Origin of the sequence: Mycobacterium kyogaense, from assembly GCF_036946525.1 — a bacterium.
Classification (GTDB): Bacteria; Actinomycetota; Actinomycetes; order Mycobacteriales; family Mycobacteriaceae; genus Mycobacterium; species Mycobacterium kyogaense_A.
Window position 1 is genome coordinate 144,929 of the sequence record NZ_JAQIIY010000008.1, and the last position, 23,650, is coordinate 168,578.

Consider the following 23,650-nt stretch of genomic DNA (forward strand, 5'->3'; position numbering starts at 1 on the left):
CCACCGCTACCATGAGCGGAAACGCACACCCAGAACGCGAGGAAACATCCGGTGCAGCAGCGAGGATTCGGCGACCTGGAAGCCGCGGTCATGGACTGCATCTGGGCCTACGACGGTGAGGTCACCGTTCGCGACATCTTCGACGAGATGACGACGCAGAGGGACATCGCCTACACCACGGTGATGTCCACGATGGACAACCTGCATCGCAAGGGCTGGCTGGATCGTCGGCGAGTGGGGAAGGCGTACAGCTACTGGCCCACGATGACACGCGAAGAGCGGTCGGCCAACCTGATGCGTGAGGCGTTCCAGTCAGGCGGCGACGCCGATCTCGTGCTGAACTTCTTCCTCCGGCAGATGGACGACGGCGAGGCCGCCCGGCTGCGCGCGGCATTGCGCAAGGTCGCGCGCCGTTCCCGCACATCATGAACGCCGCGCTGTGCGTTCTCCTCTACGGGGCAGCCGTGGTGTGGTTGGCCCCGCCGCTGCTGCGTAAGGTCTCCCGCGCGGCAGGTGACCCACGGCTGCTCATTGCCATGTGGCTGACGGCCATCGCGATTGCGCTGGCATCGTGGGTGGTCGGCGTGGCCGGTGTGACCACCGAGGGTCTGGGTCGGCACGCGGCAGCTCCGTTGCGCTACTGCCTCGACGCTGTTCTTGCGGTCAACGATCTGGGCTGGGCCGGCCACCTCGTCTTTCTCGCAGGAAGTGCAGCCGTCCTCGCCACCACGGTGGTGATCGCGCGCCGTCTCGTTCTGGCCATCAACAAATTGGTGGCGGGGAGTCGTAGGCATGCTGATGCCGCCCACATCCTGGGCACTCCGTCGGGCATGCCCGGTGTCGTCGTCGTACACAACGACCGGCCGGCCGCGTACTGCGTCGCGGGGCGTCCGGACGCGATCGTCGTCACCAGTGCTGCGGTGTCGACACTGGGGGAGCGGGAGCTCGATGCCGTGTTGGCGCATGAACGCGCACATCTGGCAGGCCGCCATCCCCAGATGATGATGGTGCTTCGCGCGCTGGCGGGCTCGCTTCCACGCCTGCCGTTGTTCCGGGCCGCCACCGAGACGGTCGGGTCGCTGTTGGAGATGCGTGCCGACGACGCGGCAGTCCGGCGATACGGAAGTGAATCCGTCCTGGGTGGTCTCATCAGCCTTGCAGGTGCGCCACGCGCACCGGGCGGTGCGCTCGGAGCAGCCGACACCGCGGTTCTGGACCGGGCTCGACGCCTGGCCACTCCGGCCGCGGCCGGGGCGTTGCTGGCCGAGCGTCTGATCTCGAGCGCGATGATGATCGGACTCGTCGTCGCGCCGGTGCTCATTTCGCTGGCGTGTCACCCCTGACGAGTCCGCGCCATTCGATCGCGATCTAGGCGCGGGCGCTCCATTCCGGTGTGCGCTCGGGGGATGCTTCGGTCAGGGCCTTGACCGTCTTCTCCGCATCGAAGTCCTTGCCGTACACCGGAGTTCCGGGCTGTTGGCGCCACGATTCAGAAATGGGACCGGCGTGGACAGGTTCGAAGCCGAGCTGATCGACCACGTCATGTACGAGGTCGCGGCCGGCTCCGTCGTCGCCTGCGATCGGGAGCGCGATGCGATTGGCCGCACCGCTGGGCTTTCCATTCTCGAGCAGATGCTTCCACCAGATGCCATTGAAGACTTTGAACACCGGCGCGCCGATTGTTTCGGCGACCCAGGCGCTTTCGACCTGACCGTCCTCGATGCCGGCGATCTCACCATCGCGCTGCTGCGGGTAATAGTTGTTGGTCTCGATCACCGGGGCCCCCGGCTTGCGCGCATCGACAATGCCCGGCGCGAGGTCCGGAACGTTCTTCTGCGGAATGCTGATGACGACCAGATCGGCGTCGGTCGCGGCGTCACGCGCCCAGACAGCTTTGGCACCCGTCTCGGTCGCCAGTTCGGCGAGGGTCTCCGGCGATCGCGAGTTCGCGACATACACGTCATGGCCGAGCTCACGGAGCCGACGAGTGAGCGTTCCGCCGATCAGGCCTGCTCCGATGATTCCGATGCGCACAGTGGGCCTCCTCGATGACGTTGTGTCGACTTTGTCGCGCAACGTCGGATTCGCGGGCGCTATTCCGCGGAGAGTGCGTCGTCTGAACACTCAGTGACGAGCGCGAGGAGATCGGCGAGCTCGTCGTGGAATTCGTCGATGAGCTCCCATCCGTCGGGAAGGGAGGCCGAATCGCCGACGATGCCGATGTCGAGCCCGTCGTCGTAGCTCACGACAGTGATGTTGAGGGTGAACCCGTCGAAGACGACGCTCAACGGATAATGAGCCAGCAGCGGAGCGCCCAGGCATGTCTGTTGCATCGGTGGACCGGGGACATTGGAGATGATGAGGTTGACCGGCGGGCGGACGAGCGGCGACGAGATCAACCGCAGGAGCCCGCGCGCGGCGACACCGAACACCGGAGCGGGGATCGGTACGTTCACATCCTCGAGCAGCGTGGGCGAGGCCTGCTGTGTTCGGACCTTGGCGCGCTTCAACGTCTCGTGTGCGAACGCCAAGCGTTCGCGCGCATCAGCCAGATGTGTGGGGATGGGTGCCACGATCGACGAGATCGCGTTGCCGAACCGATCCGTCGACTCGGGTGACCTGACCGAAACGGGGTTGTAGGCGACCAGGGGAGTGGAGGTGAGCTCGCCGGTGGCTGCGAGCCGGCGGCGAAGTGCACCCGCGCACAACGCGATGACGACATCGTTGACCGTCACTCCGGCAGCGTTCTTGATGTCCTTGACATCCTGCAGCGGCACCGTTGTCCATGCGACTGATCGGCCCGCCGACAACCCCGAATTGAACCGTGTTCTCGGCGCGTCGAGGCGCGCGGCGTTGAGGTCGAGGCGCGCCATCTGAGAGACGGTCTGCACACCGGGAAGGGAACGCAAGACAGGCACCTGATCCAGATTGGCCAGGCTGCCGCGAGCGTGGCGCAACGCCTTCACGCGGCGCAGTGGACCCACGATGATCCCTCGCGCTGCGAGGAGGAACTGGTTCGGTTCGTCGGTGTGGCGGCTGCCCTCGTCGGCCGACGGAACGGCCCCGTCCAGGATCGCCGCGTAGATGTGGGCCGCGGAAATGCCGTCGCTGATCGCGTGGTGCAGCTTCGTGACGACCGCGGTCCGCCCCGCCAATCCGTGCACGACGTACATCGCCCAGAGCGGCCTGCTGCGGTCCAGCCGGTTGGCCATGATCTCGGCCACCGTGTCGGCCAACACCGAGTCGTCGGCCGGTTCGGGCAGCGTGATCTCGTGGACGTGTTCGTCGACATCGACGTCACCGTCGACGAACACCGGGTGGTCGAGATTGAGAGGGACCGTGACCACTTTCCACCTCAGTGGCGGGCAGCGGTCGATGCGCTCGCGCAGCCGGGCACTCATCGTGGCCGCGGTGATCGGGCGGTCCGGTCCGGTCTCGTAGATGGCCAGTCCGCAGTACTGAGCGCCGAAGTTGCCGCTTTCCGCGGCCAGGAACTGCGCGTCGAGTGCCGACAGCCTGCGCATCACAACACCTTTCGTCGATAGGGAACTCACGTTCGGGCGGGGAGCGACGACTCAGATCTGCGGCATGGGAATGACCCCGGTGAGAACAGACCCTGTCACTCCGCCATCGACCACCAGTGCGTGACCGTTGACCCAGGAAGCATCATCGGAGGCCACGAACATGATGGCCTTCGCGACATCATCGGCGGTGGCGTGGCGCCCCAGTAACCTCTTGAGGCCGTCCAGGGTCTCCTTGCCCATTGACTCCTCGAAATCTGCCAAGATCGGTGTCTCGACAGGGCCCGGGAGAACAGCGTTGATTCGTATTCCGTTGTGGGCAAACAGGAAACCCATTGCCAACGCGTAGACGGTACTCACTTCCTTGGAGAAGTTGTAGGCGTTGCCCTCCTGCGGGTGCTCGGCGAACCACGCCAATCCCTCCTCGAAACTCGCGGTGGCGAGTGCTTCTCCTATCGCGTCGAGGCGGGCCGGCCAGTTGTTGCCTGCGATGGACGACACGACGGTGATCGACCCCCCGGGGGTCAGCCGATCGAAGAACGCCTCCGAGATTTCCCGAACCGCCAACGCGTTGACAGCGAAGACGACGTCGGCGGGCAGAGTGCGAGGCACGCCGGCGACGTTGACCACGGCGTCGAACCGACCCGCGCATCTCGCGACGGCGGCGTGAATGCTGTGGGGATCTACCAGGTCGACCTCGATGTGTTCGGCGACGGGGGCCGATGGGGCATTGCGGTCCAGGCTGGTGACCTCGGCTCCGGCGGCCGCAAGGCGGCGGGCCAGAGCGTCGCCGATTCCGGATGCGACGCCGGTGACGACGTAGCGTTTGGAGGACAAGTCAGGCATGGCCTTCGCCTTTCGCGTAGTGCTCGACAAGCGTCCGTTTGACGAGCTTGCCGGTGGCCGATCGCGGGAGCTGGTCGACGAAATCGACGGTGCGGGGAACCTTGTAGTGTGCGATCGAATCGCGCACATGCCTGATGATGTCGTCGGCGACCTCAGGCGACGGCATGACGTGATCGCGCAGTTGCACCACGGCTTTGACTTCCTCACCCATCTCGGCGTTCGGTACCCCTATGACGGCGACGTCGTGCACTGCTGGATGCAGGGCCAGGGTGTTCTCGATCTCCTGCGGGTAGATGTTGACTCCGCCCGAGATGATCATGAAGGCCTTGCGATCGGTGAGGTAGAGGTACCCGTCGTCGTCGGTGTAGCCGAGATCGCCCACAGTGCACCATGATCGGTGGCGAGGATGTCGACTCGATGCCGTCTTGTCCGGATCGCCGTGATACTCGAAGGGGGCGGCGTCCCTCTCGAAGTAGACCGTCCCGACGTCACCGGGCGGCAGTTCGTCGCCGTCGTCGTCGCAGATGTGAAGTGTGCCGATGACGGCCCGACCGACCGAGCCCCGCTTGCGCTGCCACTCCTCGGTGGTTATCAGTGTGGTGCCGTGTTGCTCGGTGGCGCTGTAGTACTCCACGAGTATCGGCCCCCACCAACGGATCATCCGATCCTTGACCTCCGGCGGGCAGGGGGCACCGGCGTGTACAGCCAGACGCAGGGATGAGACGTCATACGCGGTCCGTGCCGCAGCCGATAGCTGAAGCATCCGGACGAACATAGTCGGTACCAACTGGGCCACCGTCACACGAAACCGCTCGATTGCAGCCAACGCGTCGTCGGCGTCGAAACGCTCCATCAGGACCACGGTGCCCCCCAACGCGTGGACAGCTGCGCACCATTTGAGGGGGGCGGCGTGGTAGATCGGCGCCGGGGAGAGATAGACGTCGTCGGGGCCGACAGCGAAACCGTGTTCCAGAAGTGTGACGAAAGGGTCGGCGGCGTCGTCGGTCGTCGCAGGTGCGCGAAGCGGTTTGATGCCCTTGGGACGGCCGGTGGTGCCCGACGAGTAGAGCATCTCGACGCCCCGGCGCTGGGAGGTGAGCCGCTCGCCTTGGCCTGCCACCAGATCGTCGTAGGAGCGGTACCCGTCGATGTCGCCCCCGATGCAATACCAGTGCTCGACGCCGTCGACACGGGCTGCGAGAGCGGCCGCCAGCCCAGCCACGTTCGCGGAGGCGAACACGACCTTGGCGGCGCTGTCGGACACGATGTAGGCGGCTTCGTCGGGGGCCAGATGGCGATTGACGAACGTGACGTACAGACCGGATCGTACTGCGGCCCAATACACCTCGAATGCTTCGGCGCGATTATCGGTCACGAGCGCGATTACGTCGCCGTCGCGCACACCCACCTTGTGGAGCGCCGCGGCGAGGCCGGCGGACCGTTCGTCGAGTTCCCGGTAGGTCAGAACCCGGCCTGTCCCCGCCATCACCACGGCCGGACGGTGAGGAGCCTCGCGAGCGTGAATGCTGGGATCCACCATGGCACTCACCTGACGGCGCGGTCGGCGATGGCAGTCGACGTTTCCTGGCGTCGAGTGGCCGCCCGGCGACGCAGTGTGCCCAGCGCGTGGCAGACAGACACCGCGGCCGGAATCAGGATCGGTGACAGCACGATGGTGATGGCGACGAGGATGGAGATCACGATGTGTTTTCCCTTCGCTGGGTCGAATGGGTTCACCGTCTCGAGAAGCCGGCACATCGGTGAACGGTGTGTCCCGGCGTCGTCTCGACGGATTCGACGCTAAGGAGACGAATGCGTGACAGCTATGTCGCCCGCCGACGACGTTGACGCGGCGGAACTGAGACTTTTGTTGCTGACAACCAAAGGCGCTGTCCCGGCACCCGTGTGACACGCTTTCCGCAATCGGCTGTTCGTTCACGGCGGGCATGACTACTATCACGCCGTGGGCGACGGCGACGGTCAGCGCGGGGCCCTGGTCGAGCGGTCCGCAAGTGCCATCGTTTCCGGACTGGAAGACGGCCTCCCGGAGATCGCGTCGGCCATTCAGACTCTGCTCCACAGCGAGTTGCCTGAGGTCAGTGCCGATCCCGAACTCCTGGGCCTGATCTACGACGCGGTGCGAGGAAACCTCGACGCGTTCCTGCCGATGGTGCGATACGGAATACCTGCGGAACGAGTCGAGCCACCCACCGCCGCACTCGAACACGCACGTCGTATCGCTCAGCGCGGCGGAGGAGCCGACTCGCTCATTCGCGGTTACCGCCTGGGACATCGGGCGATGATGGAGTTCCTGCTACGGGAGATCCGCGCCGCGAACCTCGACACTCAGTTGGGTCTCGAGGTATTCGAGCGGCTGACCCTCTCGTCGTTCCGCTTCATCGATCGACTCTCGGACCTGGTCTTGTCGGCTCATCAACAGGAACGCGATCGGTGGTTGGCCAACCGCAACCGGTTGCGTGCGCTGCGCGTGCGAGAGCTGCTGAACGGCGACGACATCGACATCGACGAGGTCAGCACGACCATTCGTTATCCGCTCCGTCGACATCACCTGGCCCTCATGGTCTGGTCGCGTGACTCCGCTGGTGAGGAGGAGTTGGCTGCCATGGAGCGCTGCGTCGGTGAGCTCGCGCAGCATCTGGGAGGTGGCGAACGGCCGCTGTTCGTCGCCGCGGATCACGTGACGGCGTGGTCCTGGATTCCGCTGTCCACCACACTGGAAAAGTCTGTGGGCGAACACATCCGAGACTTCGTATCGGGCCGCCGCGCTGCGCCGTTCATCGCCGCGGGCTCGGTTCTCGAGGGTGTCGAGGGATTTCGCCGCTCCCACCAGCAGGCGTTGGTCGCCCGGTCGGCGGTCATCGGGTCCGCCGCACCGGTCCCTCGGGTCACCTCGGCCGACGATCCGGGTCTGTTGATCGCCGCGCAGTTCGGCGACGACCTCGGCTATTCGCGGTGTTGGGTGCGTGACGTCCTCGGGCCGCTGGCCAACACGACCGACAGCGATGAGCGGATGCGCGAAACTCTCCGGGAATACCTGCGCCACGGCTCGAGCTTCAAGTCGACAGCCGAGCACATGCATCTCCACGTCAACTCCGTGAAATACCGTGTCCAGAGAGCGGTGGAACGCCGAGGACGGCCTATCGACCACGATCGCCTCGACGTAGAAGTTGCCCTGCTGCTGTGCTACTGGTTCGGTTCAGCGGTGCTGAGCTGAGGCCACTGCTTCGTTCCCTCGGTCACTTCGGGTTTTGTCGGCAGAAGCCAAAGCCGGTGTGCGGGCATCGCGATTGTGTGTCGTCGGCGGACGAAGCCGCGCAGGCGCAGCGCTCCTACTGTTCTTCCGTATTCGTCACGGAATACGTTGTCACAGATCTGTCGAAGGAGCGCAGGCGATGAGTACCACATTGGTCCGGCAGGCTCGCAGGGGAGCGGCGAAGCTGGCGGATCACGTGCCCTCACCGGTGCGGCCGCTGGCCGAACCGCCTGCTGAGTCGGGTCTCGAACCTGTTCTCGGGAGCCAAGGCCTACCGGTGCTCGGCCACGTTCTGCAGTTCCTGTCCGACCCGATCACCATGACACGCAACCGATACGCAGCGTTCGGCCCGGTGAGCTGGGGCGGCTTCCTGGCAACACGGGTCGTCTGGGTGATGGGACCCGAAGCCATTGCCGAGGTGCTCAACAACCGCGACAAAGCCTTCGCCAACGGGCCTGGATGGGACTACTTCATCGGCCCGTTCTTTCACCGTGGCCTCATGCTGCTGGATTTCGAGGAGCACCTGCACCACAAAGAGATCATGCAGCAGGCGTTCACGCCAGCCAGGCTGCGTGGCTATCTGGACACCATCAATCCACGGATCGAGAAGGCGATCGCGGGATGGGAGTCGGGAAGCAGCTTCCCGCTCTACGACGAAACCAAGCAACTCCTGCTCGATGTTGCTACCGAGGTGTTCGTCGGCGCGGAACTGGGGGAGGACGCCGACCGGTTGAACAAGGCCTTCATCGATACGGTCGTCGCGGGGCAGGCCTACGTTCGCGCCGACATTCCGGGAGGCGCGTGGCATCGCGGCATCCAAGGGCGGCGCCTGCTCGAGCGGTACTTCCGCGAACAGATGCCGGCCAAACGGGGGAGCGACGACAACGATCTATTCAGCGTTCTGTGTCGGATGCGCTCCGAGAATGCCGACTCGTTCAGTGACGAGGACATCGTCAACCACATGATCTTCCTCCTGATGGCCGCGCACGACACCAGCACCATCACCGCGGCGATGATGGCGTACTACCTTGCACAACACCCGGAGTGGCAAGACCGCGCACGGGCCGAATCACGCGCCCTCGGAAAGTCGGTCGCCGACTTCGACGACCTGGCTGAGCTGACGCTGCTCGATCAGATCTTCAAGGAGACGCTTCGGCTCAACCCTCCCGTCGGTCTGGTCTTCCGTCAGACGGTGAAGGACACGTCGATCCTGGGGCGCTTCATACCGGCGAAAACGCGAATTGCGTTGCCGTTCTACGGCAATCAATATCTCGAGCGAGGCTGGAAGGACGCCCGGGTCTTCGATCCGGATCGCTTCTCCCCGCAACGCGCCGAAGACAAGTCGCACCGATTCCTGTGGACCCCGTTCGGCGGCGGCGTCCACAAGTGCATCGGCCTGTACTTCGGCGGTATGGAGGTCAAGGCCATCCTGCACCAACTGCTGCTCAACTTCCGCTGGAGCCTGGAGCCGGGCTACGAGCTCCCCATGGACTACGGCACGGGGTTGCACCCGGCCGACGGACTGCCGGTGCGTCTCGAACGGCTGGAGGACTGAGCCGATGCCGCACGTGATCACCCAGAACTGCTGCAACGACGCCGGTTGCGTGGAGGCGTGTCCGGTCGATTGCATCCACCCGCGCCCCGACGAACCGGGATTCGCCACTGCCGAGATGCTCTTCATCGATCCGAAGGCCTGCATCGACTGCGGTGCCTGCGTGCCGATGTGCCCTGTGGAGGCCATCGAGCCCGCTGACTTCCTCGCGCCGGCCAAGAAGCGGTACGAGAAGATCAATGCCTTCTATGCCGCCCAGCACCCTGAGCCTGCGGCCCGGCCCACGGTGTCCAAGGTCTCGGTCGGTGGGCCACCGGTCACGGGTGCGGTGCGGGTCGCTGTCGTCGGTGCGGGCCCCGCCGGCTTGTTCGCCGCCGAGCATCTGCTCGCCGAGCTGGGGATCGATGTCGAGGTCGACGTCTACGACAGACTTCCGACTCCCTACGGGTTGATTCGCGCCGGTGTCGCGCCGGATCACGTCGCGACTAAGGGTGCGTCGAATCCGTTCCGCTGGACGGAGACTCGGACCGGGTTTCGCTACCGCCTCGGTGTCGAGGTGGGCGCGGACCTCAGCCACGACGAGCTCAGGTCTCACTACCACGCCGTCATCTACGCCACCGGCGCCACGAACGACCGCAGCCTGGGGATCCCGGGTGAGGATCTGCCCGGCAGCCACGGCGCCACGGAGTTCGTCGCCTGGTACAACGGCCACCCCGACCACGCCGACCGCACCTACGATTTCTCGACCGACCGCGCGGTGGTGATCGGCAACGGTAACGTCGCGCTCGACGTCGCGCGGATTCTGCTGGCTGATGTCGACGCGCTCGCTGCGACCGATATCGCCGACCACGCCCTGGAGGCGCTGCGGTCCAGCGCGATTCGCGAGGTCGTGGTGCTGGGCCGGCGCGGTCCGGCCGAGGCCGCCTACACGAGTCCGGAACTGTTGGGCCTCAGCGAGGTCGAGGGCGTCGACCTCGTGGTCGACCCTGTCGATCTCGGTGATGATCACGATGCCCCACTGAAGCTGCATCTTGCTCGCGAGTTGGCCGAACGGCAGGCTGGCGGGAATTCTCGACAAATCCGGCTGCGCTACTTGAGGTCTCCGGTGGAGATCCTGGGTTCTGATCGGGTCAGCGGCGTCCGAGTCGTCCGCAACGAACTCCGGCCAGGGCCGGATGGTCGGGCGGTCGCGTATCCCACCGACGATCACGAAGTCGTCGAGGCCGGCCTCGTTCTGCGCGCGGTCGGCCATCACGGGAATGCCTTGGACGGCGTGTCTTTCGATGCGGCGCGGGGTGTGATCACCAACGAGGACGGACGCGTGGTCGACGCCGACGGGACCACACTGCCCGGTGTGTACACCACTGGCTGGGTCAAACGTGGCGCCTCAGGTGTCATCGGGACCAACAAGAAGTGCGCGGCCGATACGGTGGCCAGACTGCTCGACGATGCGCGCGCCGGAAGATTGCCCGAACCCGATTCTGATCGCCGCGCCATCGACGCCCTGATCGACAGGCGACGACCCGACTGGGTCGACCTGCAGGGGTGGCAACGCATCGACCGGCATGAGCGAACCGCAGGCCAGGAGCAGGGGCGTGTGCGCGCCAAAGTCACCGATGTCGACGAGCAACGACGACACGCCCGCACATGACGGACGCGGCGGTAGCCGCACATATCGACTTCTCCCGAGATGTCGCGTCATGATGGTGGGGGTGACGTCCGCACCGACATGAAGGGAACCATCATGAGACTCGACGCCGACGCGCGCGCCATCATCGGCGACGGGGCCGACGCCACGCTGGTCACCCTCAACGCCGACGGAAGCCCACAGGTGTCGGTCGTCTGGATGGTGCTGCAGTCAACGCCTGACGGGGACGAACTGGTCACCGCTCATCTGGCCGAGTACCAGAAGACCCGCAACATCCGCCGGGATTCGCGTGTGGCAGTGACGATCTTGTCCAGGCAACCGCACCCGGGAGTTCCGACCCCGTATTTGACCGTGGCTGGGGAGGCTCGGGTCGTCGAAGGTGGTGCGCCCGAACTCCTGACCGATCTGGCGGAGGTCATGCTCGGCTCGAGCGAACATTTTCCGCCGAAGGATGCTCCACCGGGACTGCTGACCAGAATTCGTATCACCAAGGCGCGCATCATCTGAGCGCCATTCGCTGACGAGCCGCCGCGCCCATTGGCTACGGTCCCCTGATGACACGAGCCAATCTGGTGGGCGGTATCGGCGCGGGAGTAGGTGCCTGCGTCGGCGGTGCGGCCGCACTCACCGCGGTGCTACCGACGACGGCACTGTGGACCAGTCGATTCGTGTGTGGCGGGCCAGGCGAACTCATGGTCAACACCGCCAATTACAGCTACAAGCCGGGCCAGTCGGGAACCAGCATCGGGTTTCAGTGCGTGACAGATGGCGGGTCCCGTGACGCAGGCTTCTGGGCGATCACCGGCCTGCAGACGCTGCTGGTCGCGCTCCTCCTCGGCGGCACTCTCGCCATCGTTCTGGTGGCGCGACGCCATGCGGCCAAGCAGACGCGCAATCCGGCGCGGGAGCTTGTCGTCGGCGGCGCGGGCCTGGCGGCGGTGATCGCCGGGACTGTCCTGCTGGTGCATGCCGTGACGAGTGCGGGAGGCCCGGTGCAGATGCCGCACGGTGGCAGTCTGACCGTCCACGGCAACGGTAAAAGCCAGTCGATCGCGTGCAACGACGGGAGCCTGACCGTCAACGGTCGAGACGAGACGGTCACGGTGACCGGGCACTGCACTGAGCTGTCGGTGGACGGTGTCATCCATCACGTCACCGTCGATTCCGTCGACATGATCGACGTCAACGGGCTCGACAACGTCATCACCTATCGCTTCGGCACCCCGCGGGTGACGAACAGCGGGTTTCGGAATGTCGTGCAGAAGGGCTGACGGGACGCGGGTCGGTGTGACGCCTAGTGCCATGATCTTCGGGTGACCGAAGAGGCTTCTGGGACCGCGTCGGACCAGGCGGGCGCCATCGCGCCGCTCGATATCGCCGGCTCGGGTGTGTTGCCGCCGGTCGAGCCCAAGGTGCGCCAGGCGTTCCGGTGGTTGGAACGGCTGGCGCCCTGGATGGGGTCGCGCTGGGCGGTAGAGCTGTGGTGCACACCGCCGGTGCTGGAATCAGCACTGCGAATGCCTCCCGGCGTGGGTCCGGGTGAGCCCGTGGAAGCCTACTGGGGTAACAGGCATCGGGTGGTGGGCGAGCAGTGGGGTGACGGGCCGCCGGTGTACCTGGTGCATGGCTGGGGCGGTCAGCGCGCGCACCTCGCGGTGTTCGTCAAGCCGTTAGTGGAGAGAGGTTTTCGGGCGATCGCCTTCGATCTGCCCAGCCACAACGCATCCGAGCCGGGGGAGCTGGCACCTGGGCGCACGACCGCGACTGAATGCGCCGACGCGATTGCGGCGATGATCCGGACGCATGGTGCGGCGCACGCGGTGGTGGCGCATTCCTTGGGGGCAAATGCGACTGCACTCGCCGCGGCCGACGGTGCACCCGTCGGGCGATTGGTGTTATTGGCACCGATGGGCGACTTTCCCTTGTACTTGGATCTTTTCGCCGCGCGCCACGATTTCGGTCGGCGAATCCGTGCTGGTTTGCACCGTCGCCTGGAGAAGCGGATCGGTATGCGGTTGGTGGAGACCAACATGTCGCACCTCGGTCGCCGCGCCGACTATCCGCCGCTGCTGCTGATTCACGACCCCGACGACCCGGACAGTCCATACGCCGCTACGGCGCGGCTGTCGAAAACGTGGCCTGGTGCTCAGCTGATGACCACTCGCGGGCTGGGCCGGCTGGCGCATTACCGGATCTTGCGCCACCGCCCGGCGATCAACGCCGGGATGGAATTCATCGGCGCGCCCGAATAGACCCATGAAAACGCAGCCTGCGACGTCCCGCCGCAAACCACCATTGCGTCACAGTGACGAAATGGCCTGTCTCGGTGGAGGCATGGGGTCGCAAAAGCGTCAGGTCGAGACCGGCCACAGGTCGTCGACCGCGGATGGGCGCGGAGTTCGTACGACGCCCGGCATGCAGCGGTAATCGAGGATTGGTATCCCTGTCTGTCCGTTAGGAACGCGCGGCGAGAAGCGGAGAGCTATCAGGTTCCCGGATTGCTCTCACTTGGTTGCGTACCGGACGCCTGAGTGTCGTGGACATCAGTGACGTACCGGACGCCCGAGTGTCGTGGACATCAGTGACGACCCTGGGCTGACATGCAGATTGTTTCTACCGATAAGCCACATTATGTCAGGTGGAGTACTGCATACTGCCCTGCGCACCAACGGGTTTGAGCTCCACCACCACACACCCTGTCCTGACCTAACTGATGGTGCCCCGTTCCAACGCCCACCGATGCTCGAAGGGCAATACCTCGGCGACGATCTCGAAATCAACGTCGTAGTGCAGCAAAGTCACATCATGGGCGTTGCCAAGGGTGGCGATCAGTAGGTCGGCCGTGCCGACGGCGCAATGACGACCAGTGCCGGCCAGCGATCGCTGCGCATCCAACGCCGCCTGCCAGTGTTCATCGTTGGCCGACAGGTACTCGTATGCGCTGTAGAGCGCCTCGGCATCCAGCTGAGCGGTGGTTACGATCAACCCGTGCCGCGGCACTGGTGTCGATGAGATACCGCGCTACTACCGCCACGGACGCTCAAACCGCGGCGCATCTGACGATCACGGTCCGACAGTAGCCATGCCGTCGTCGCCGCCGATTCGATCGCCGTACGACACTGGGCAAGGATCGACGTCGTGTGACTGTCACGCGACTTTGGTCGCCACTCAATCAGTTGTGCAGTCGCGCAGAGACAGTCGATCGCGTTCGGATCGCCCGACGCTTTCCGACCATTGCCGATCCGGTCGTTTTCGACTGCGTCGCAACGCTTTCGCTCGCCGTCCCCGTGGCGCGGACTTCTCGCGCTTCGCATCGGCGTGACCGTGTGGAACTGGCCCACCAGCGGATTGCGTCGCCTGCGAGAACGTGCGAATCATGTTGCGACAGCTCATGAATTCGGTCGGCGCTATCGCGAGGTACTCTCGACTGCCGTTTACCGCAGCGACCCGTTGATAAATCAGCTCACCACCGATCGATTGGCCCTACCCCGGGCCCCTCTCCCCCGGCAGTCCGCGCCCCGACCGGCGAGCACTCGCCACGCTGGTCGAGGAAGCGAGCGGTTATCGCGACCCACCCCGCAAGATCGCCTACGGGCGGACCGCGCGACGCGAGCCCGGGTTCGGGCCCGACTGACGCCCCCAGGCACCGGCCAGGTGCCGCCGCGAACCGCTCAGCAAATCTGGCACCGGCACTTCTGCTCGCCAGTTACTCGCGGTCGCGAATGGTGCTACCGGATCAGCCCGAGCAGCCGCGAAGGTGTTACCAGCCACGCCCCGCGCCACCATGGCACGCTACGTCAAACCGATTAGCCACAGAGCCACCACACCTTGCCACTCTCTAGTGGCATTTCCATGAATGTGTCACTTCTTTCTTGCGGATGCAGGCATCCAACCTGGACGTTGGCTGAAAGTGTCCAGTTCGGAGGGCTGTCAGGAGCCTGAACGTGACTTTTTTAACCTTGGCGAAAATTTGTTTTGCAATCGGCTCTGCAGTTGATCTAGACGGTGTTACCTTTGCTCAGCTTCCTCGGGGAGGCCCGTTTACAAGGAGCGGGCAAACGCGGAAGCGCAAACCTCTCGTCACGTTGTTGCGCTGCGCCGTTGCCCGGTGCGTGGCTCAAACGCGCCTTGAGCAGCGCCACCACCACTACTCATCTCCGGGCTAGAGCGAATAGGGGATCGCCGTGAACATTGAGTCTGTGTCCGCTGTCGAGAACGCGACAGATGAGCACTCGAAGCTGGGCGGTTACGCCAAGAACGTCGGCCGGATCGGCGCGTTGGCCGTAGCACTCGGAGTCGGGTTCGCCGTCGCCAGCGGCGCCGGAGCCGGCGTGGCCCGCGCCGACGCTGATTCCTCGGCCTCGGATTCGGGCAGCGATTCGTCGTCCGACGCGTCCGCGGCCGGGCGGTCGCGGACCTCCTCGGGCGATGCGTCGTCGTCCGGTCGGTCACAGGAGTCGTCCGACTCGGACTCCTCGGAAAGTTCTGACAGCTCCAGCGATTCGGATGCCTCCGACGACGACGCGACCGGTTCCGACGACTCGACCGACCCGGACGAGGACGCCGGTGTCGACGAGCCTTCCGACGGGGATGAAACGACGGAGGCGGGCGAGGAGACCGACGAAACACCGGTCGACGAGACCCCGGTGGATGACGGACCCGCCGTCGAGCCCCCCGTGGACGTCGTCGTCGATGACGAACCGGTGGTCGAGCAGCCGCGTTCCGGCCATCACAGCCCACGGGTCGAGCCCACCACGTCGACCGGCACCGGCACCAGCACCAGCGCCTCGAATAGCACCGACACAGACACCGACCAGGCTGCAGCCGAAGAGGTCGCGGAGGACTCGGCCGGTCAGCCCAATACTCCGGCACCCGCACCGAGTGTCTCGACCACAAAGACATCCGGCGATTCGCGCACGGACGTCGACGAGACCGCGGTCGAGGAGACCGACACGGTGATCTTCACCGCGACCGGTACCCCCGAACCCGAGCACCCCCGACTCGCCGATGGAGCCGACCACCCTGTGGGCCTGGCTGTCGATGGCGGGCCGCGAGGTGCAGCGCAACCGGAAGCCGGACCTCACGCCCTTCAGGGTGATTCACGTCAAGGTCGACGAAGTCGGCGACGCCAGCGATCCGCTCGTCTTCGGCGCCACCGACAAGGAAGGCGACACCCTCAGCTACTGGTCGGCCAAGAAATTCCTCGGCCCGCGCCACGGCACGGTGACCATCGACCAGGCCACGGGAACCTTCACCTACACTCCCACAGCTCAATTCGCCCTCACCGGCGGCAAAGACCGGTTCCTCGTCCGCGTCGGCGATCGCGAGGACGGTGACCTGACGACCTTCGCGGGTTGGCTGCGCGCCGCGGTGCACCGTGACTACGAACTGGTCACCGTCGTCGTCGAGCCCACGGTTCAGAAGCCGGTCGCGAAGGACGACAACTATGTCGGGTCCGAGGACGACGTCGTCACGGGCAACGTGCTCGCCAACGACTCCGACCCCGACACCCCCGCGAAGGATCTGAAGGCTGCGTTGGGTGAGGGGCCAGCACATGGCACGATCACGCTCAACAGCGACGGCACGTTCGTCTACACCCCCACCACCGATTTCAATGGGACCGACAGCTTCACCTACACGGTTTCCGACGGTGTCGAAACCGTCACGGCCACAGCGAGTATCACCATCCGGGCGGTCAACGACGCCCCCACCGCGACCGACTCGAACTTCGGCATCAGCGAGGACGGCACCCTGGAGGCCGGCCTCAAGGGCGCCGATCGTGACGGCGACCCGCTGACCTACACGGTCGGCACCGAACCCAAGCACGGCTCCGTCGTTGTCACCGGCGACCGATTCACCTACACCCCGACCAAGGATTACAACGGCACCGATTCGTTCACCTACGTGGTGACCGATGCGGCCGGAGCCGCGGTCACGGCGACCGTCACCCTCACCGTCGGCGCGGTCAACGATGCACCCGTGGCGGGCAACGACTCCTACACGGTCGATGAGGACGACACCCTGACCGTCGGCGCGGGGGGCGGCGTCCTGGCCAACGACTCCGACACCGAATCGGATCCGCTGACCCCCGTGGTCGCCACCGATCCTCGGCACGGGTCGGTGACGATGAACACCGACGGGTCGTTCGTCTACAAGCCGAACGCGGACTTCAACGGCACCGATTCGTTCACCTACACCGTGGGTGACTCGGCGGGAGGGACCGCGACCGGGACCGTCGTCATCACCGTGAAGCCGGTCAACGACGCCCCCGTGGTCGGAACACCGACGGTGGGTCAGCCCAACGCCGTGACCGGTCAGATCACCGGCTCGCTCCAGTTCGAGGACAGCGAGGGCGACCGCCCGGTCTTCGGGACCTCGGGAACGAGCGCCAAGGGCGGCACCGTCACCGTCGACCCGCTGACGGGTGCCTTCGTCTACAAGCCCGGCGCCGCCGCGCGCCACGACGCCGCCGCCGACAACGCCACCGACGCCGACAAGACCGACACCTTCGACATCACCGTCGATGACGGCAAGGGCGGCATCACCACCGTGTCGGTGACCGTCGCGATCGTGGGTCAGAACGCCTCACCGACCGGCACGGTCAGCGTGGGGCAGCCGAACAGCTCGGGTGCGGTCGGCGGCGCGATCACCGTCGCGGACTCCGACCAGGATGCGGCCGTCTTCACCGCGTCGGCGTCCAATAAGGGCGGCACAATCGTCATCGATTCCGCCACTGGTGAATTCACGTACGTCGCCAGTGCGGCTGCCCGCCACGCCGCGGCGGCCGATGGCGCGAGCGACGCTGACAAGACCGACACCTTCACCGTCACCGTCGACGATGGCCACGGCGGCGTGACCACGCTGTCGGTCACCGTGGACATCGCCCCGGCCAATGCCGCCCCCACGGGATCGTCGGTCTCCGGGACACCCAATCCCACCACCGGCGTGGTCGCCGGCACGGTCACCGTCACCGACGGTGACAACGACGCACCGCGATTCAGCGTCAGCGGGATGTCCGACAAGGGCGGCACCGTCACCATCAACGCGCTCACCGGACAGTTCACCTACCAGGCCGGCACCTCGGCACGCCACGCCGCGGCTGCCGACGGAGCCTCTGACGCCGACAAGACCGATACGTTCACGGTCAGCATCGACGACGGTCACGGCGGCATCACCACCATGACGGTCAGCGTTGCCATCGCACCCGCCAACACAGCACCAACCGGGACAGTCACGGTCAAGGGCGGACCCAATGCGGCGACCGGTGCGGTCGACATCGGATTGACGGTCAACGACGACGACGGCGACGGTGCCGTGGTCACGGTGTCCCAAAGCGACAAGGGTGGCACCGTCACTTACGACGCGGCCACCAAGACCTTCACCTACACCCCCACCGCTGCCGCGCGACACACCGCCGCGGCCAACGGGGCCAGCACCGAAGACCAAACCGACACTTTCACCGTCACCCTCGACGACGGCCACGGCGGCATCACCGTCCAGACCGTGTCGGTCGCCATCCTCGGCGCCAACCAGGGTCCCACCGGCAGCGTCACCACCGGCACCCCCAACCCGACCACCGGCACCGTCAACGGCACGGTCACCGCCACCGACTCCGACGGAGACACCGCGACCTACAGCGCCACCGGCACCTCGGCCAAGGGCGGCACCGTCACGATCGACGCGGCCACCGGACAGTTCACCTACACCGCATCCGCAGCAGCCCGTCACGCGGCAGCAGCCAACGGTGCGAGTACCGCCGACCAGACCGACACCTTCACCGTCACCCTCGACGACGGCCACGGCGGCATCACCGTCCAGACCGTGTCGGTCGCCATCGCACCCGCCAACACCGCACCCACCGGAACGGTCACGGCCAACGCGCCGTCCGGAGCCAACGGGGCGGTCACCGGAACGGTTTCGGTCAGCGACGCCGACGGCGACACGATGACGTTCACCGCCCCCGTGCGGTCGGTGAAGGGCGGCACGGTCAGTATCGACCCGGTCACGGGCGCCTTCACCTACACGCCGACGGCGGCGGTGCGTCACGCGGCGTCCGCGGTGAACGCCTCCGCAGCAGACAAGAGTGATCTCTTCACGGTCACGGTCGACGACGGTCACGGCGGCACGACCACCCTCACGGTGAGCGTGAATCTCAGCCCGGCCAACAATGCACCGACTGCAGTGGTGGTCGGAACCAGCTTCGCCAACGGCGATTTCACGACGACGCTGACCGGTTGGACCACGCTGCTGCAGCGCATCCGGATGGGTGTGGACTCCGTGGGTGGTTGGCTCACCCCCACCGACCCCACCAATGCGCCCGACGGCGGTGTCGAAGCCAGCGCCATCAGCTTCGGGAACTACATCGCCAACGTGGTCGCCGGCCGCGCCGTCCTGCAGTCGATCCTCAGCGGCGTCCTGAACACCCCCGTCGGCAGTGGCGGTGTGGTGCACGGGCCGGTGATCGTGTCCGACGACGCTGTGCCGATCCAGGCCGGGGCTGTCGTTCACTTCGACTGGGAGGCCAGTGGCGGTGACGACGCCTACGACGTGCTCGGCTACATCGTGGACGTCAACACCGGTGCGACACACATCATCCTGGATGCGACGGGATCCTCGGCCGCCGACGTGAAGCCCATCACCGGGGTCGACTTCATCGTCCCGACTGCCGGTGTGTACAAGTTCGTCTTCGTCGCCGGCTCCTGGGATGCCACGCGGGGCCGGGCCGCGGGTGCGAGGCTGAGCATCGACAACGTCACTGTGACAGGCAATTTCGTCCCCAACAGCACCGGCGTCATCACCGGCACGGTCGTCGGGAGCGACGGTGACGGCGACGCGGTGTCCTACGGCTCGTCGGGAACGAGCACTAAGGGCGGCACCGTCACCATCGACGCCGTCACCGGGGCGTTCGTGTACACCCCGAGTGCAGCCGCTCAGCACGCGGCCGCTGCCGCCGGTGCCACCGCGGCGGACAAGGTGGACACCTTCATCGCGCTCGTCGACGATGGCCACGGCGGAGTGACGCAGGTCCCGGTCACCGTCACCATCACCCCGGCCAACGTCGCGCCGACGGCCCTCGCCTCACCCGGCACCCCGAGTGCGTCCACGGGCGTCGTCGCCGGAACGGTGATCGCCACCGACGGTGACGGGGACGCCACCACCTTCAGCGGTCCGGCCACCTCGGTCAAGGGCGGCACCGTCACGGTCGACTCGGCGACGGGTGCCTTCACCTACACACCCACCGCAGCGATCCGTCACCTTGCCGCCGCAACGAATGCGACGGCCGCCGACCTGATCGACTCGTTCCTGGTGACAGTCAGCGATGGTCACGGTGGCACGTCCACCGTGTTCGTGAGCCTCGACATCGCACCCGAGAACACGGCGCCCACTGGCGGTTTCACGGCGGGCTCGCCGGGCGGATCGCTCGGGCTGGTCAGCGGAGTGGTCACCGGCAGCGACGCAGATGGTGACACCCTGGCCTTCGGGGCGCCGCTGACCTCGACCAAGGGCGGCACCATCACCATCGATGCCGGCACCGGTGCGTTCACATACGTTCCGACGGATCAAGCCCGCCAGGATGCCAGCGCGGCGGGTGCGACCGCTGCCGATCAAGCAGACTCTTTCGTCGCGACCCTCGACGACGGACACGGTGGGGTCACGGCTGTGGTGGTCACGGTGCCGATCGGTGCGATCGTGGGACCCGCACCGCCCCCGCAGGGCTGCCCGCAGAATTGCGTCGGTGCGACGGTGACCTTCACCGGCGGTACGGCGTACTTCTCGAACGGGACGACGGGGACCACGTCCAACAGGGGGCTGCTACAGAACGTCGACTACTACGTCGAGAACGGGTACGTCTTCGATTACATCGGCGGTTCAGGCGGCGACATCGGCAACTATTACGGAACCGGTAACGATGTCATCCACGGTCACTGGAACAACGGTGACATGACCTCCATCGAGATTCGGAAGGACGGGGGCGGGGTGTTCGACTTCGACTACTTCGTGCTCACGTCGAACACGGATCAGCCGGGCGGGCCGGCATCAGGGAACGAGAAGACCTACGTGCAGGGCTTCCTCAACGGAGTCGCCACCGGCGCTCGGGTCCTGTTGTCGCCGGAGGACTGGGGTTTCCCTGCCGTCTCCGTGTCCATGGGAAGCGAATTCAACGGTGTGGACAAAGTCGTCTTCACCAGTGAGAACCCCGGTTTCTCCTGCTTCGGAATGGACTCGTTCTACATCCGCACCACCCAGGTCTAGCGGTCCCCCCCGCTGGAAACCGACCGCCCCGGCCACCGGCCGGGGCGGTTCGGCGTCTCCGCCAGGTCAGGCTCCATCGACGCGGCGCCGCGCGGGTTCCCCGGCCGCCGTCTGTGTACAGACCGGCTAGAGGTCGTCCCGCCGCGAAGGAGTCCACCACGTCGTCGTCTCCGTCCGACCAAGCCAAGGAGATGCTGGCCAAGGCCAACCCCGAGGTCATCAGCACCGTGCACTCCGACGGCCAACCGTTGTCGGCCGCCACCTGGTACCTGCTGCGCGGCGAGGACATCCTGGTCAAACATGGACGAGGCCGAAAGCGATTGCAGGACAGTAGCTTCGCAGTCGGGGAAGCCGCTGGCTACGTCGGCCTCATCGAAGGCCGTTGTGTTTGCGCCACCGTCACCCTGATCGGACGCTCGGCGCTCCCGCGCGACGCCAGACGGTGGCTAGGATTGACGTTCCTCGGGTCAACTTCGTGACTTGTCGGCCGAGTGGTGCTCTGCGACAGCGATCCGGTGAAGCTTCACTACTCATGGTGTCTGGCACGTGCGGGAGCAGCGCCGTGTTCGTCTCGGCGTTCTGCGCTGAGCAGGGCATCTCGCCAAAGTCGTTCTACGAGTTCCGTAAACAACTGACATCAGAAGGGTCGGCCGCGGCACTGCAGCCTCGGACCCGACGGCCCAAGGCCCGTCCACCGGACACCTCGCCCCGCAGGAAGTGAAAACCAAGGTGTGGGCGGCACCGGGGGTCTGCAAGAATCCGGCGATGACACGTGCGCGCATCGCCTTTCGCGCGGCGAGAGCCGATGATGGCTCCTTTGTGGTCGAGATGGCGCGTCACGCCTGCGTCATTGAAGACCGGCCTCTTCCCGGCCACGACGATGAAGAAGTGATGGAAATGCTCCCGCCGGCCGGAGTAGTACCGATCGTCGCCGAAGATCGCAGCGGCACACTAGTTGGTGCGGTGTGGACCTATTACGGCACCCCACCGCTGCGCTGTGACGCGGCGGGTGTGCCACTGCCCGAGCTGTGCATCGCGGTCGCCCCCGAGCACCGTGGTGCTGGTATCGGGGGCATGCTGCTCGACGCACTCTTCGCTGACCTCGCTGATAGCTATGCCGCGATGTGTACCAACGTCCATATGCGCAATCCCGCCAAGCGGCTCTATGAACGCAAGGGCTTTCGGGTAGTCGGGCAAGGCAACGGTCCGCTGGGCCTGGCGTTGGTCAAGGATCTTCGATGAAGTGCTTGCATCTGAGGTCGGTGGAGCGCTACCGCGGGGTCTGCCCACAACTTGGACCCGCGACGGGCGATCGGATTCTGATCGACCGCATCGAGGCCATGGCGCAAGCGGCTGGCTGTCGCGACCGCATCAGCGTCGTGCACCTCCATAAGGGGACCCGCCGTGAGGCGCACTTTGGAGCGGGACCCGACACCGTGTACGAAATCGGCTCCCTCACCAAGACCATGACGTCGCTGCTATTCGCAGAGGCCGTCGACAGCGGGCTGTTGAGGCCCGACACCACCGTGGGAAGCCTGCTCGATCTCGACGACAGCGACGCCGCCGGCGTGACGCTGGAAGAGTTGGCCAGTCATCGGTCCGGGCTGCCGCGCATCGCGAATGGTGTGAAGGATCGCATCACCGCCGCTGCGGCCGTCGTTCGCCGCCGCAATCCATACACCGCCGACCTTCCTGGGCTGCTCGCGCACGCAAAGTCGATGAAGATCGTTGCCAGAGGCCGCTTTTCCTATTCCAACGTCGGCGCAGCGCTACTCGGTCACGCCGTGGCCGCCCACGCCGCAGTCACGTATTCCGACCTGCTGCACCGTCACCTATTCGACCCGCTTGGCATGCGGCAGTCCACTATCCCGCTGGTCGCCCATGACCTACCCTCCAACGCTCCCACGGGGTGGAATGCCCGCGGCAGAGCCGAGCAGGCGTGGACGATGGGCGCATACGCACCCGCCGGTGGCGTGCGCTCGACACCGGATGACATGGCTCGCTTCGCGCAAGCACTACTCGACGGCTCGGTACGGGGTCTGGCCGCGCTTACACCACGCTGGGACGCCGACGGCCAGAGCAGAGTGGGCTACGCGTGGTTCACCGATCGCATCGACGGGTCGGACATCACGTGGCACAACGGCGCGACGGGTGGCTTTGCCAGCATGCTGACGCTCGACCGCACACGTGCCGCGGCAGTCATCGTCTTGGCCAACACCGCGGTAGCACTGGATGACATCGCGATATCGCTACTGCTCGACGCCGCACGCCGCCAATAGGACAGGGCGACTCCCCTGACGATAAGGCGACCGCTGGGCTGGACCAAACGGGCCTTGGAGTCTCGGACGGCAACAAACTTCAACGGCAGCCATATTCCAGTGCACCCGCCCCCAGATTTATTCGTGCACACGGCAGCAGATCTGAACTGCCACCGCCGCCGCGGTGATTCCAGGGCACAGAACCCGTAACTCTCCAATTCGTTGATGCGTCGCTGCAGTTCGAACTCATGCTCGAGGTCGGCTATCCCGCATGACCGATCACTGTGGCCGCAGCTC

Annotated in this window: 18 protein-coding genes; 12 read left to right on the forward strand and 6 right to left on the reverse strand. The window is 65.7% G+C overall.

Annotated features, from left to right (window positions below; all coding sequences use genetic code 11):
• Positions 1 to 51: 51 nt before the first annotated feature.
• On the forward strand, positions 52 to 429 hold the full coding sequence (locus PGN37_RS06440) for a BlaI/MecI/CopY family transcriptional regulator (protein WP_335330196.1): 378 nt from the start codon (positions 52 to 54) through the stop codon (positions 427 to 429).
• Positions 426 to 1,343 carry a M56 family metallopeptidase gene (locus tag PGN37_RS06445; protein ID WP_335330197.1) on the forward strand — a complete coding sequence of 306 codons (918 nt, stop codon included), beginning with the start codon at positions 426 to 428 and terminating at the stop codon, positions 1,341 to 1,343. The genes PGN37_RS06440 and PGN37_RS06445 overlap by 4 nt, the downstream gene beginning before the upstream one ends.
• A 25-nt stretch (positions 1,344 to 1,368) precedes the next feature.
• On the opposite strand, the gene PGN37_RS06450 is transcribed toward PGN37_RS06445, so the two are convergent.
• Genes PGN37_RS06450 through PGN37_RS06470 form a run of 5 tightly spaced genes read right to left on the reverse strand, consistent with a single transcriptional unit; the run spans position 1,369 to position 6,068 of the window.
• Positions 1,369 to 2,076 carry an NADPH-dependent F420 reductase gene (locus PGN37_RS06450; protein ID WP_335330198.1) on the reverse strand — a complete coding sequence of 236 codons (708 nt, stop codon included), beginning with the start codon at positions 2,074 to 2,076 and terminating at the stop codon, positions 1,369 to 1,371.
• 17 nt (positions 2,077 to 2,093) lie between these two features.
• Entirely contained in the window at positions 2,094 to 3,524 is a 1,431-nt protein-coding gene (locus tag PGN37_RS06455; RefSeq protein WP_335330199.1) for a wax ester/triacylglycerol synthase family O-acyltransferase, read from the reverse strand.
• A 51-nt stretch (positions 3,525 to 3,575) separates the two neighbouring features.
• Entirely contained in the window at positions 3,576 to 4,367 is a 792-nt protein-coding gene (locus PGN37_RS06460; RefSeq protein WP_335330200.1) for a coniferyl-alcohol dehydrogenase, read from the reverse strand.
• Positions 4,360 to 5,907 carry an acyl-CoA synthetase gene (locus PGN37_RS06465; protein WP_442932862.1) on the reverse strand — a complete coding sequence of 516 codons (1,548 nt, stop codon included), beginning with the start codon at positions 5,905 to 5,907 and terminating at the stop codon, positions 4,360 to 4,362. The genes PGN37_RS06460 and PGN37_RS06465 overlap by 8 nt, the downstream gene beginning before the upstream one ends.
• 5 nt (positions 5,908 to 5,912) lie before the next feature.
• Positions 5,913 to 6,068: a hypothetical protein gene (locus PGN37_RS06470; protein WP_335330201.1), complete on the reverse strand. Its 156-nt coding sequence runs from the start codon at positions 6,066 to 6,068 to the stop codon at positions 5,913 to 5,915.
• A 262-nt stretch (positions 6,069 to 6,330) separates the two neighbouring features.
• Between PGN37_RS06470 and PGN37_RS06475 the strand changes: the two genes are divergently transcribed.
• From PGN37_RS06475 to PGN37_RS06500, 6 genes are all read left to right on the forward strand, one after another.
• Positions 6,331 to 7,602, forward strand: coding sequence for a PucR family transcriptional regulator (locus tag PGN37_RS06475; RefSeq protein WP_335330202.1), 1,272 nt, complete (start codon positions 6,331 to 6,333; stop codon positions 7,600 to 7,602).
• A 178-nt stretch (positions 7,603 to 7,780) separates the two neighbouring features.
• Complete coding sequence (locus PGN37_RS06480) at positions 7,781 to 9,196, forward strand: cytochrome P450 (protein WP_335330203.1); 1,416 nt, start codon at positions 7,781 to 7,783, stop codon at positions 9,194 to 9,196.
• 4 nt (positions 9,197 to 9,200) lie between these two features.
• Positions 9,201 to 10,844, forward strand: a complete 1,644-nt coding sequence (locus tag PGN37_RS06485) for an FAD-dependent oxidoreductase (RefSeq protein ID WP_335330204.1) — start codon at positions 9,201 to 9,203, stop codon at positions 10,842 to 10,844.
• 93 nt (positions 10,845 to 10,937) lie between these two features.
• A complete protein-coding gene (locus tag PGN37_RS06490) occupies positions 10,938 to 11,348 on the forward strand; it encodes a TIGR03618 family F420-dependent PPOX class oxidoreductase (protein ID WP_335330205.1) in 411 nt (136 codons plus the stop codon).
• Positions 11,349 to 11,395: 47 nt separating this feature from the next.
• Complete coding sequence (locus PGN37_RS06495; protein ID WP_335330206.1) at positions 11,396 to 12,112, forward strand: DUF3060 domain-containing protein; 717 nt, start codon at positions 11,396 to 11,398, stop codon at positions 12,110 to 12,112.
• Between the two features lie 42 nt (positions 12,113 to 12,154).
• The gene (locus PGN37_RS06500) at positions 12,155 to 13,093 is read left to right on the forward strand and encodes an alpha/beta fold hydrolase (protein ID WP_335330207.1); all 939 of its coding nucleotides are present in this window, start codon (positions 12,155 to 12,157) and stop codon (positions 13,091 to 13,093) included.
• 454 nt (positions 13,094 to 13,547) lie between these two features.
• Here PGN37_RS06500 and PGN37_RS06505 read toward each other — a convergent pair whose 3' ends face one another.
• Positions 13,548 to 13,841, reverse strand: coding sequence for a hypothetical protein (locus tag PGN37_RS06505; protein WP_335330208.1), 294 nt, complete (start codon positions 13,839 to 13,841; stop codon positions 13,548 to 13,550).
• A gap of 2,007 nt (positions 13,842 to 15,848) precedes the next feature.
• Here PGN37_RS06505 and PGN37_RS06510 point away from each other — a divergent pair.
• From PGN37_RS06510 to PGN37_RS06530, 4 genes are all read left to right on the forward strand, one after another.
• Positions 15,849 to 21,095, forward strand: a complete 5,247-nt coding sequence (locus PGN37_RS06510; protein ID WP_335330209.1) for an Ig-like domain-containing protein — start codon at positions 15,849 to 15,851, stop codon at positions 21,093 to 21,095.
• 191 nt (positions 21,096 to 21,286) lie between these two features.
• Entirely contained in the window at positions 21,287 to 21,574 is a 288-nt protein-coding gene (locus PGN37_RS06515) for a hypothetical protein (protein WP_335330210.1), read from the forward strand.
• A gap of 286 nt (positions 21,575 to 21,860) precedes the next feature.
• Entirely contained in the window at positions 21,861 to 22,337 is a 477-nt protein-coding gene (locus PGN37_RS06525; protein ID WP_335330211.1) for a GNAT family N-acetyltransferase, read from the forward strand.
• A 20-nt stretch (positions 22,338 to 22,357) separates the two neighbouring features.
• Entirely contained in the window at positions 22,358 to 23,374 is a 1,017-nt protein-coding gene (locus tag PGN37_RS06530; RefSeq protein ID WP_335330212.1) for a serine hydrolase domain-containing protein, read from the forward strand.
• Positions 23,375 to 23,650: the final 276 nt, after the last annotated feature.

Bases quoted from the DNA above. Each gene is read 5' to 3' on its own strand.
- PGN37_RS06455 (WP_335330199.1), bottom strand. From the start codon at position 3,524: ATGCGCAGGCTGTCGGCACTCGACGCGCAGTTCCTGGCCGCGGAAAGC.
- PGN37_RS06445 (WP_335330197.1), top strand. From the start codon at position 426: ATGAACGCCGCGCTGTGCGTTCTCCTCTACGGGGCAGCCGTGGTGTGG.
- PGN37_RS06515 (WP_335330210.1), top strand. From the start codon at position 21,287: ATGCTGGCCAAGGCCAACCCCGAGGTCATCAGCACCGTGCACTCCGAC.
- PGN37_RS06485 (WP_335330204.1), top strand. From the start codon at position 9,201: ATGCCGCACGTGATCACCCAGAACTGCTGCAACGACGCCGGTTGCGTG.
- PGN37_RS06495 (WP_335330206.1), top strand. From the start codon at position 11,396: ATGACACGAGCCAATCTGGTGGGCGGTATCGGCGCGGGAGTAGGTGCC.
- PGN37_RS06465 (WP_442932862.1), bottom strand. From the start codon at position 5,907: ATGGTGGATCCCAGCATTCACGCTCGCGAGGCTCCTCACCGTCCGGCC.
- PGN37_RS06460 (WP_335330200.1), bottom strand. From the start codon at position 4,367: ATGCCTGACTTGTCCTCCAAACGCTACGTCGTCACCGGCGTCGCATCC.
- PGN37_RS06510 (WP_335330209.1), top strand. From the start codon at position 15,849: ATGGAGCCGACCACCCTGTGGGCCTGGCTGTCGATGGCGGGCCGCGAG.
- PGN37_RS06480 (WP_335330203.1), top strand. From the start codon at position 7,781: ATGAGTACCACATTGGTCCGGCAGGCTCGCAGGGGAGCGGCGAAGCTG.
- PGN37_RS06525 (WP_335330211.1), top strand. From the start codon at position 21,861: ATGACACGTGCGCGCATCGCCTTTCGCGCGGCGAGAGCCGATGATGGC.
- PGN37_RS06490 (WP_335330205.1), top strand. From the start codon at position 10,938: ATGAGACTCGACGCCGACGCGCGCGCCATCATCGGCGACGGGGCCGAC.